Annotated in this window: 8 protein-coding genes; 5 read left to right on the forward strand and 3 right to left on the reverse strand. The window is 61.1% G+C overall.

Going from position 1 to position 11,024, the window contains the following annotated elements:
• Window positions 1-130 precede the first annotated feature (130 nt).
• From gltB to hemE, 3 genes are all read left to right on the forward strand, one after another.
• The gene (gene gltB, locus NH234_RS02990; protein ID WP_367255594.1) at window positions 131-4,576 is read left to right on the forward strand and encodes a glutamate synthase large subunit; all 4,446 of its coding nucleotides are present in this window, start codon (window positions 131-133) and stop codon (window positions 4,574-4,576) included.
• Window positions 4,577-4,609: 33 nt separating this feature from the next.
• On the forward strand, window positions 4,610-6,028 hold the full coding sequence (locus NH234_RS02995; protein ID WP_281922237.1) for an FAD-dependent oxidoreductase: 1,419 nt from the start codon (window positions 4,610-4,612) through the stop codon (window positions 6,026-6,028).
• 190 nt (window positions 6,029-6,218) lie between these two features.
• Entirely contained in the window at window positions 6,219-7,286 is a 1,068-nt protein-coding gene (gene hemE / locus NH234_RS03000; protein ID WP_007952372.1) for a uroporphyrinogen decarboxylase, read from the forward strand.
• Window positions 7,287-7,341: 55 nt separating this feature from the next.
• Here the strand turns inward: hemE and NH234_RS03005 are convergent, their stop codons facing one another.
• Window positions 7,342-8,616, reverse strand: coding sequence for an MFS transporter (locus tag NH234_RS03005; protein ID WP_085732577.1), 1,275 nt, complete (start codon window positions 8,614-8,616; stop codon window positions 7,342-7,344).
• Between the two features lie 118 nt (window positions 8,617-8,734).
• Here NH234_RS03005 and NH234_RS03010 point away from each other — a divergent pair, with 118 nt between their 5' ends.
• Window positions 8,735-9,631: a LysR family transcriptional regulator gene (locus NH234_RS03010; protein WP_085701104.1), complete on the forward strand. Its 897-nt coding sequence runs from the start codon at window positions 8,735-8,737 to the stop codon at window positions 9,629-9,631.
• Here the strand turns inward: NH234_RS03010 and NH234_RS03015 are convergent, their stop codons facing one another.
• Window positions 9,632-10,069 (reverse strand): excinuclease, encoded by a 438-nt coding sequence (locus NH234_RS03015; protein ID WP_085711066.1) that lies wholly within the window; start codon window positions 10,067-10,069, stop codon window positions 9,632-9,634.
• Between the two features lie 168 nt (window positions 10,070-10,237).
• On the opposite strand from NH234_RS03015, the gene NH234_RS03020 reads away from it, so the two are divergent.
• Window positions 10,238-10,525 (forward strand): addiction module antidote protein, encoded by a 288-nt coding sequence (locus NH234_RS03020; RefSeq protein WP_085732579.1) that lies wholly within the window; start codon window positions 10,238-10,240, stop codon window positions 10,523-10,525.
• Between the two features lie 46 nt (window positions 10,526-10,571).
• Here NH234_RS03020 and NH234_RS03025 read toward each other — a convergent pair whose 3' ends face one another.
• Window positions 10,572-11,012: an excinuclease gene (locus NH234_RS03025; RefSeq protein ID WP_085732580.1), complete on the reverse strand. Its 441-nt coding sequence runs from the start codon at window positions 11,010-11,012 to the stop codon at window positions 10,572-10,574.
• Window positions 11,013-11,024 lie beyond the last annotated feature (12 nt).

Genomic DNA, 11,024 nt, shown 5'->3' on the forward strand with positions numbered 1-11,024 from the left:
CTCTGTGTCGCTGTGTACAATGACCACCCTTTTGCCCCCGCTAAGCCGGCGTACGTTCGGCGCGAGATGCAAGTGGTTGAATTGAAAAGAAATTTGCCTCGAAAAGAGGCAGCCTGGTGAGAAAGTGTCTATGAAAGCAGGTCTGTACCAACCAGATGAATTCAAGGATAACTGCGGTTTCGGCCTGATAGCCCATATGCAGGGCGAACCCAGTCATACCCTTTTGCAAACGGCCATCGAGGCCCTGACCTGCATGACCCACCGCGGTGGGATTAATGCCGACGGCAAGACCGGTGACGGTTGCGGTCTGCTGATTCAAAAGCCCGACGCCTTCCTGCGTGCGATTGCCCAGGAAGCGTTCAGCGTCGAGCTGCCCAAGCAATATGCCGTGGGCATGGTCTTCTTCAATCAGGACCCGGCCAAAGCCGAGGTCGCTCGCGAGAACATGAACCGCGAGATCCTCGCTGAAGGCCTGCAACTGATCGGCTGGCGCAAAGTGCCCATCGATACCAGCGTCCTCGGCCGCCTCGCCCTTGAGCGCCTGCCGCAGATCGAGCAGGTGTACATCGGTGGCGAAGGCCTGAGCGATCAGGACATGGCGGTCAAGCTGTTCAGCGCCCGTCGTCGTTCGTCGGTGGCCAACGCCGCTGACACCGACCACTACATCTGCAGCTTTTCCCACAAGACCATCATCTATAAAGGCCTGATGATGCCGGCCGACCTGGCCGCGTTCTATCCGGACCTCGGTGACCAGCGCCTGCAAACCGCGATATGCGTGTTCCACCAGCGCTTCTCCACCAACACCCTGCCGAAATGGCCGCTGGCCCAGCCTTTCCGTTTCCTCGCCCACAACGGCGAGATCAACACCATCACCGGCAACCGCAACTGGGCCCAGGCCCGCCGCACCAAGTTCACCAACGATCTGATGGATCTGGAAGAACTCGGCCCGCTGGTGAACCGTGTCGGTTCCGACTCCTCGAGCATGGACAACATGCTCGAACTGATGGTCACCGGTGGCATCGACCTGTTCCGTGGCGTGCGGATGATCATTCCGCCAGCGTGGCAGAACGTCGAGACCATGGACCCGGATCTGCGTGCGTTCTACGAGTACAACTCGATGCACATGGAGCCGTGGGACGGCCCGGCCGGCGTGGTAATGACCGATGGTCGCTACGCGGTGTGCCTGCTCGACCGTAACGGTCTGCGTCCGGCGCGCTGGGTTACCACCACCAACGGTTTCATCACCGTCGCTTCGGAAATCGGCGTCTGGAACTACCAGCCGCAGGACGTGATCGCCAAGGGCCGTGTCGGTCCTGGCCAGATCCTCGCTGTGGACACCGAAACCGGTCAGATCCTCGACACCGATGCGATCGACAACCGTCTGAAATCCCGTCATCCGTACAAGCAATGGCTGCGCAAGAATGCCCTGCGCATCCAGGCGACCATGGAAGACAACGATCACGGTTCGGCTTTCTACGACGTCGATCAGCTCAAGCAATACATGAAGATGTATCAGGTCACGTTCGAAGAGCGCGATCAGGTACTGCGTCCGCTCGGCGAGCAAGGCTACGAGGCCGTTGGCTCGATGGGCGACGACACGCCGATGGCCGTGCTGTCCCAGCGTGTGCGCACGCCGTACGACTATTTCCGCCAGCAGTTCGCGCAGGTGACCAACCCGCCGATCGACCCGCTGCGCGAAGCGATCGTGATGTCGCTGGAAATCTGCCTCGGTGCCGAGCGCAACATCTTCCAGGAATCGCCGGAGCACGCTTCGCGCGTGATCCTCAGCTCGCCAGTGATCTCGCCGGCCAAGTGGCGCTCGCTGATGAACCTCGACCGCCCGGGTTTCGAGCGGCAGATCATCGACCTCAACTACGACGAAAGCGTCGGCCTCGAAGCGGCGATCCGCAACGTGGCCGATCAGGCTGAAGAAGCCGTGCGTGCCGGTCGTACCCAGATCGTCCTGAGCGACCGCCATATCGCGCCGGGCAAACTGCCGATCCACGCCTCGCTGGCCACCGGCGCGGTGCACCACCGTCTGACCGAAAAAGGCCTGCGCTGTGATTCCAACATCCTCGTTGAAACCGCGACTGCCCGCGACCCGCATCACTTTGCGGTGCTGATCGGTTTCGGCGCCTCGGCAGTCTATCCGTTCCTCGCGTACGAAGTGCTGGGCGACCTGATCCGTACCGGTGAAGTGCTGGGCGATCTCTACGAGGTGTTCAAGAACTACCGCAAAGGCATCACCAAAGGTCTGTTGAAGATCCTGTCGAAGATGGGCATCTCGACCATTGCCTCCTATCGTGGTGCTCAGCTGTTCGAAGCCATCGGTCTGTCCGAGGAAGTCTGCAACCTGAGCTTCCGTGGCGTGCCGAGCCGCATCAAGGGTGCGCGTTTCGTCGACATCGAAGCTGAACAGAAAGCATTGGCCACCGAAGCCTGGAGTCCGCGCAAGCCGATCCAGCAGGGCGGTCTGCTGAAGTTCGTCCACGGTGGCGAATACCACGCGTACAACCCGGACGTGGTCAACACCCTGCAAGCCGCCGTGCAGCAGGGCGACTACGCGAAGTTCAAGGAATACACCTCGCTGGTGGACAACCGTCCGGTGTCGATGATCCGCGACCTGTTCAAGGTCAAGACATTCGACACGCCGCTGGACATCAGCGAAGTCGAGCCGCTGGAATCGGTGCTCAAGCGCTTTGACTCCGCCGGTATCTCGCTGGGCGCCCTGTCGCCGGAGGCTCACGAAGCCCTGGCCGAAGCCATGAACCGCCTCGGTGCGCGTTCCAACTCTGGCGAAGGCGGTGAAGACCCGGCGCGCTACGGCACCATCAAGAGTTCGAAAATCAAACAGGTCGCGACTGGCCGTTTCGGCGTGACGCCGGAATACCTGGTCAACGCCGAGGTGCTGCAGATCAAGGTCGCCCAGGGCGCGAAGCCGGGCGAGGGCGGGCAACTGCCGGGCGGTAAAGTGAACGGGCTGATCGCCAAGCTGCGTTACGCAGTGCCGGGCGTGACCCTGATTTCGCCGCCGCCGCACCACGACATCTATTCCATCGAAGACTTGTCGCAGCTGATCTTTGACCTGAAACAGGTCAACCCGAAGGCGCTGGTTTCGGTGAAGCTGGTGGCTGAAGCGGGCGTCGGCACCATCGCCGCCGGTGTGGCCAAGGCCTATGCGGACTTGATCACCATCTCCGGCTACGACGGCGGTACCGGTGCCTCGCCGCTGACTTCGATCAAGTACGCCGGCGCCCCGTGGGAACTCGGCCTGGCCGAAACCCACCAGACCCTGCGCGGCAACGACCTGCGCGGCAAGGTCCGGGTGCAGACCGACGGTGGCCTGAAAACCGGCCTTGACGTGATCAAGGCGGCCATCCTCGGCGCCGAAAGCTTCGGCTTCGGCACCGCGCCGATGATCGCGCTGGGCTGCAAATACCTGCGTATCTGCCACCTGAACAACTGCGCCACCGGCGTCGCGACCCAGAACGAGAAGCTGCGCAAGGATCACTACATCGGTACCGTCGACATGGTGGTGAACTTCTTCACCTACGTCGCCGAAGAAACCCGTGAGTGGCTGGCCAAGCTCGGCGTTCGCTCCCTCGAAGAGCTGATCGGCCGCACCGATCTGCTGGAAGTCCTCGAAGGCCAGACCGCCAAGCAACATCACCTGGACCTGACACCGCTGCTGGGCAGCGATCACATCCCGGCGGACAAACCGCAGTTCTGTGGCGTCGAGCGCAACCCGCCATTCGACCAGGGCCTGCTGGCCGAGAAAATGGTCGAGATGGCGACGTCGGCGATCAACGACCTCAGCGGCGCCGAGTTCGATCTGGATATCTGCAACTGCGACCGTTCGATCGGCGCGCGGATCTCCGGCGAAATCGCTCGCAAGCACGGCAACCAGGGCATGGCCAAGGCGCCGATCACCTTCCGTTTCAAGGGCACTGCGGGCCAGAGCTTCGGCGTGTGGAACGCCGGCGGCTTGAACCTGTATCTGGAAGGCGATGCCAATGACTATGTCGGCAAAGGCATGACCGGCGGCAAATTGGTCATCGTGCCGCCGAAGGGCAGCGTTTATCAGACTCAAAACAGCGCCATCATCGGCAACACCTGCCTGTACGGCGCCACCGGCGGCAAGCTGTTCGCCGCCGGCACCGCGGGCGAGCGTTTCGCCGTGCGTAACTCCGGTGCCCACACCGTCGTGGAAGGCACTGGCGATCACTGCTGCGAGTACATGACCGGTGGTTTCGTCTGCGTCCTGGGCAAGACCGGTTACAACTTCGGCTCTGGCATGACCGGCGGTTTCGCCTACGTGCTCGACCAGGACAACACCTTCGTTGACCGGGTCAACCACGAACTGGTGGAAATCCAGCGGATCAGCGGCGAGGCGATGGAAGCCTATCGCAGCCACCTGCAAAACGTGCTGAACGAGTACGTCGCGGAAACCGACAGCGAGTGGGGTCGTGAACTCGCCGAGAACCTCGATGACTACCTGCGTCGTTTCTGGCTGGTCAAGCCGAAGGCTGCCAACCTGAAGTCGTTGCTTTCCAGCACCCGTGCCAACCCGCAGTGATATGCGCCTGAAGAGTTTGATGAGGTTTTAACAATGGCTGAACGTCTGAATAACGACTTCCAGTTCATCGATGTCGGGCGCAAGGATCCGAAGAAGAAACTGTTGCGTCAACGCAAGAAAGAGTTCGTGGAAATCTACGAACCGTTCAAACCCCAGCAGTCGGCCGACCAGGCTCACCGCTGCCTGGGTTGCGGAAACCCGTATTGCGAATGGAAGTGCCCGGTGCACAACTTCATTCCGAACTGGCTGAAACTGGTGGCCGAGGGCAACATCCTCCAGGCCGCCGAGCTGTCGCACCAGACCAACACCCTGCCGGAAGTCTGCGGTCGGGTGTGCCCGCAGGATCGTCTGTGCGAGGGTGCGTGCACCCTTAACGACGGCTTTGGCGCGGTGACCATCGGTTCGGTCGAGAAGTACATCACTGACACCGCGTTCGCCATGGGCTGGCGCCCGGACATGTCCAAGGTCAAGCCGACCGGCAAGCGTGTCGCGATCATCGGTGCGGGCCCGGCGGGCCTCGGTTGTGCCGACGTATTGGTGCGCGGCGGTGTGACCCCGGTGGTGTTCGACAAGAACCCGGAAATCGGTGGTCTGCTGACCTTCGGCATCCCCGAGTTCAAGCTGGAGAAGACCGTGCTGAGCAATCGCCGCGAAGTCTTCACCGGCATGGGCATCGAGTTCCGCCTCAACACCGAGGTCGGCAAGGACGTGACCATGGAGCAACTGCTCGCCGAATACGATGCCGTGTTCATGGGCATGGGTACCTACACCTACATGAAAGGCGGTTTTGCCGGTGAAGACCTGCCGGGCGTTTATGACGCGCTGGACTTCCTGATCGCCAACGTCAACCGCAACCTGGGCTTTGAAAAGTCGCCGGAAGATTTCGTCGACATGAAAGGCAAGAAGGTTGTGGTGCTGGGTGGCGGCGACACGGCGATGGACTGCAACCGCACGTCGATCCGCCAGGGCGCCAAGTCGGTGACCTGCGCCTATCGTCGTGACGAAGCGAACATGCCCGGCTCGCGCAAAGAGGTGAAGAACGCCAAGGAAGAAGGCGTGAAATTCCTCTACAACCGCCAGCCGATTGCCATCGTCGGCGAAGACAAGGTCGAAGGCGTGAAAGTGGTCGAGACCCGTCTCGGCGAACCGGATGCCCGTGGCCGTCGCAGCCCCGAGCCGGTCCCGGGCTCCGAAGAGATCATCCCGGCCGACGCCGTGGTCATCGCGTTTGGTTTCCGTCCGAGCCCGGCGCCGTGGTTCGAGCAGTTCGAAATCCAGACCGACAGCCAGGGCCGCGTCGTTGCGCCTGAGCAAGGTCAGTACAAGCACCAGACCAGCAACCCGAAAATCTTCGCCGGTGGCGACATGGTGCGCGGTTCCGACCTGGTGGTGACGGCGATCTTCGAAGGCCGCAATGCGGCGGAAGGGATCCTCGACTACCTGGGCGTCTAAACCCTGCTCGAAACTGCACCGCAATACCTGTGGGAGCTGGCTTGCCAGCTCCCACATTGTTTTCAGGGTGTTGCTGAAGCCCGCGAAATCATTGCGACAAATTGACCCGATAGACAAAAGGCTGACCTGTATCCGTGCCTTTTGCGTCGCGCTCTGAGAAAATGCCCGCACTTTTTTTCCGGATGCCGACATGACTGCCCTGAAGAACGACCGTTTCCTCCGCGCCCTGCTCAAGCAACCCGTAGACGTCACCCCTGTGTGGATGATGCGCCAGGCCGGCCGCTACCTGCCGGAATACCGCGCGAGCCGCGCTCAGGCCGGTGATTTCATGAGCCTGTGCATGAATCCGGAATTCGCCTGCGAAGTCACGCTGCAACCTCTCGACCGCTACCCGCAACTGGACGCGGCGATTCTGTTCTCCGACATCCTCACCATTCCCGATGCCATGGGCCAGGGCCTGTACTTCGAGACCGGTGAAGGTCCGCGTTTCAAGAAAGTCGTCAGCACCCTGGCCGACATCGAAGCCCTGCCGATCCCCGATCCGCACAAAGACCTCGGCTACGTGATGGACGCGGTCAGCACCATCCGCCGCGAACTGAACGGCCGTGTGCCGCTGATCGGTTTCTCCGGCAGCCCGTGGACCCTCGCTACCTACATGGTCGAAGGCGGCTCGTCGAAAGACTTCCGCAAGACCAAGGCGATGCTCTACGACAACCCGCAAGCCATGCACCTGCTGCTGGACAAGCTGGCGCAGTCGGTGACGTCGTACCTCAACGGCCAGATTCAGGCCGGTGCGCAAGCGGTGCAGATCTTCGATACCTGGGGCGGCAACCTGTCGGCGGCGGCCTATCAGGAATTCTCCCTGGCCTACATGAAGAAAATCGTCAGCGGCCTGATCCGCGAGCACGATGGTCGCAAAGTGCCGGTGATCCTCTTCACCAAGAACGGTGGCCTGTGGCTGGAAAGCATCGCCGACGCTGGCGCCGATGCGTTGGGTCTGGACTGGACCTGCGACATCGGCAACGCCCGCGCCCGCGTTGGCGACAAGGTTGCGCTGCAAGGCAACATGGACCCTACCGTGCTGTACGCCAAACCCGAAGCGATCCGCACCGAAGTCGGGCGCATCCTCGCCAGCTACGGCAAGGGCAGCGGTCACGTGTTCAACCTCGGTCACGGCATCACGCCTGAAGTCGACCCGGAACACGCGGGCGCGTTCCTGCGAGCGGTGCACGAGTTGTCGGCGCAGTATCACGAGTGATCTTTGCCCCATAAAAAACGCCCGGCTTATGCCGGGCGTTTTTTATGGGCGTGAATCAGGCTTTGACGCCGCCCAGCGGCGGCAACTTCGCAAGCTTCAACGCCACCAACAGCGCCACCAGCAACAGCGCGCCGATGAACAAACCAATCCCGTTCCAGCCGCCAAGGTGCCAGAACACTCCGCCTGCCGTCCCGGCAATACTCGACCCGGCGTAATAACTGAACAGGTACAGCGACGACGCCTGGCCCTTGGCCTTGAGCGCACGACGGCCGATCCAGCTGCTGGCCACCGAGTGGGCGCCGAAGAAGCCGAAGGTGAAGATCAGCATGCCGATGATCACCAGTGGCAGCGGTGTGAACATTGTCAGGGCGAGGCCGGCGAACATCAGGGCGATGATGGCCCACAGCACTTTGCGGCGGCCCAGTTTGTCGGCCAGCGAACCGATTTTCGCCGAGCTGTAGATGCCTGACAGGTACACCACCGACAACAGCCCGACAAACACCTGATCCAAGTGATACGGCTCGGCCAGCAGACGGTAGCCGATGTAGTTGAACAACGTGACGAACGCGCCCATCAGCACGAACGCCTCAAGGAACAGCAATGGCAGGCCGGCATCGCGAAAGTGCATGGTGAAGCCGTCGAGCAGGCTGCGCGGATGCAACGAGCGGGAGCGGAAGTTGCGCGACTCCGGCAGGATTTTCCAGAACACCGCCGCCGCGATCAGCGCCAGACCGCCGATCACCATCATCGCCGTGTGCCAACTGACGAAGTCGATCAATACGCCAGTGATCAACCGCCCGCTCATTCCGCCAATCGCGTTGCCGCCGATGTACAGGCCCATCGCCAGACCGATGTGCTGCGGGTGGATTTCCTCGCTCAGGTACGTCATTGCCACCGCCGCCAGACCACTCAGCGACAACCCGATCAGCGCACGCATGATCAGTACGCCGTGCCAGCTCGGCATCATCGAACTGGCGATGGTGCACAGAGCCGCAGCAAACAGTGCGGCAACCATCACCGGTTTGCGCCCGACTCGATCGGAAATCGGGCCAGTGATCAGCAGACCGAACGCCAGCATGCCGGTGGCCACCGACAGGATCAGGCTGCTCTGTGCCGCATTGATCGAATATTCGTGGGACAGCAGAGGCATCATCGGCTGCACGCAGTACAGCAGGGCGAAGGTCGCGAAGCCGCCGCTGAACAGCGCAAGTACCGTGCGCATGAACGCGGGCGTGCCTTTCTCGATGTAGATCTCTTGCAGTTCGGTCAGCACATCGTCCGCCGCAGCGGGCGGAACTTCATGGGCCAGTGGAGCGACGGCGGTTTTCACATCAGACCTCGGAGGGCGCGGGCAGGCAGGCAGTGAAAAAATCATATAGCTGGCTAATGTTTCTATCCAATATATTGTTCGACCTGTTTGATAGCTTTCACGACCTAATGGAGTGTTCATGGAATTGCGTCATCTGCGCTACTTCATCGCCGTGGCCGAAGAACTGCACTTTGGCCGCGCCGCACAGGTGCTGGGTATCTCCCAGCCACCGCTGAGCCAGCAGATTCAGGCGCTGGAACAAGAAGTCGGCGCGCGGCTTTTCGAGCGTACCAATCGTCGGGTCGAGCTCAGTGAGGCCGGGCGACTGTTTCTGGAGGAAGCGCGGCTGGTGCTCGCGCAAGTCGATAAAGCAGCCGACGTGGCCCGCCGCGCGCAACTCGGCGAGCTGGGTGAACTGAAGATCGGCTTCACCTCGTCGGCGCCATTCAACTCGACCATACCCCAGGCGATCTTCTCGTTTCGCCAACGCTTCCCGGCCGTGCATCTGAACCTGCGGGAGATGAGCAGCACTCAGGTGGCAGATGCACTGGTGGACGAGTCGATCGAGGTCGGCATCATGCGGCCGCTGGGTTTGCCGGATTCGCTCAGCGTGGTCGAACTGATGCGCGAGCCGCTGGTGGCCGTGCTCAGCTCCAAACATCCGCTGGCGCAGGGCTCTGAAGAGGGGCTGTTCCTCTCGGCACTGGCCCTCGAACCGTTTGTGTTTTTTCCGCGCAGCTACGGCAGTGGTTTGTACTCGCAACTTATCAACCTGGCCCGAGATGCCGGATTCAGTCCGCATTTTGCGCAGGAGGCGGGCGAAGCCATGACCATCATCGGTCTGGTAGCGGCGGGTTTGGGCGTGTCGGTGCTGCCGGCGTCCTATCAGCGGATGCGCATCGATGGCGTGGTTTATCGACCCTTGCTCGACCCTGAAGCGATTTCGGCCGTGTGGCTGGTGCAGCGCAAGGACCAGAAATCACCGATGGCCAAGGCATTCGTCGAGTTGCTCACGCGCAAGGTTGAAGCCGGTTGATCAGGGCAGCCGCACCAGATCCCCCTTCAACGCCACACGCGTCACAAACACCCCGGCGCGACATTCGTATGTGTTCAGATCCTTGCGTACGTGCTGGTCGTAGTAGCTGACGATATTGGTCACCGCATTGGCCCCGACACGCTTGGCCTGAGCCTGCAGGGCAATCAGGTTCGATTGCAGCACCCACTCGCACGAGTCGTGATCGCTCTTGTTGAAGCCGTTGGTCTTCAGGTCGCTGACCACACCGCGTTGCAACATCCGCTGAGTCCCCTGAGGTCCATTGCCGATCAGGTAAAACTTCACACTGCCATCCAGCCGCCCGGCCCGAATCGCATCCGACAGCACGGTTTCGAACGGCATGTACATCAGATTGGTGGCGTGGCTGGCGCTGGGGAGCAGGCTGAAAAGGGCGGCGGCGATCAGGGCTTTAGCTTGCATGGTCATCTCCTTGACGTAATGCGCAGCAAATTACGGGTATGACGAGTGTAGACGCCGTGTATCGGAAAGAGAGAAGTCTATGTAGAGGGTGTAGCTCAGTGGCTACAGCTGATCTCGAGACATCAAGCAAGCCAGGCTCATCGCGGAATCCTGGCAGGATCAAAACCCATGACCGAACAATTCACTCGTTGGGACTCAGCCGAGTACCTCAAGACAGAAGAGGACATGGCCAACTATCTGGACGCCTGTATGGAGGAGGCGGGTGCCGACCCGGCTTTTATTGCCAAGGCACTTGGCACTATCGCTCGGGCGCGTGGCATGACCCAGGTCGCGCGCGATGCAGGGCTGTCACGGGAAAGTCTTTATCGCGCACTGTCAGGCGAGGTAAATCCCGAGTTTGGAACGATCCTCAAAGTCATGAAAGCGCTGGGCCTGAAGTTGCACGCAAGCCCATGATTTGAACTGAAAGGGCGCCGGAAGGCGCCCTTTGTCGTTCTGGCCGTTACTGAACCGTCGCCAGATCCCCCTTCAACGCTACACCGGCCATGATCGCGCCGGCGTGGCATTCGTAGTTTTTCGTGTCCTTGCGCTCGTTGCTCTTGTAGAAGCTGACGATGTTGGTCACGGCATTGGCGCCGGCGTTTTTCGCCGCCTGGTGCAGGCTGATGATCGCCGATTGCACGACCCACTCGCAGGCTTCCTGGTCGGACTTGTTGAAGGCGTTGGTCTTCTTGTTGGTCACCGCGCCGGGGCTGACGACGCTGACTTTGCCGGCCGGGGCGTTGCCCGCCAGATAGAACTTCACGCTGCCGTCGATCTTGCCGGTGCGGGTTGCCTCTGCAACCGCTTTGTCGAATGGCAGATAGACCGCCGTATCACGGGCCTGGCTGACGGCCGGCAAGGTACAGATGAGCAGGGTGGCAGCGAGTTGGTTAAAACGCATGGAGGTCTCCTT

Source organism: Pseudomonas sp. stari2 (assembly GCF_040760005.1).
Taxonomy (GTDB): Bacteria; Pseudomonadota; Gammaproteobacteria; order Pseudomonadales; family Pseudomonadaceae; genus Aquipseudomonas.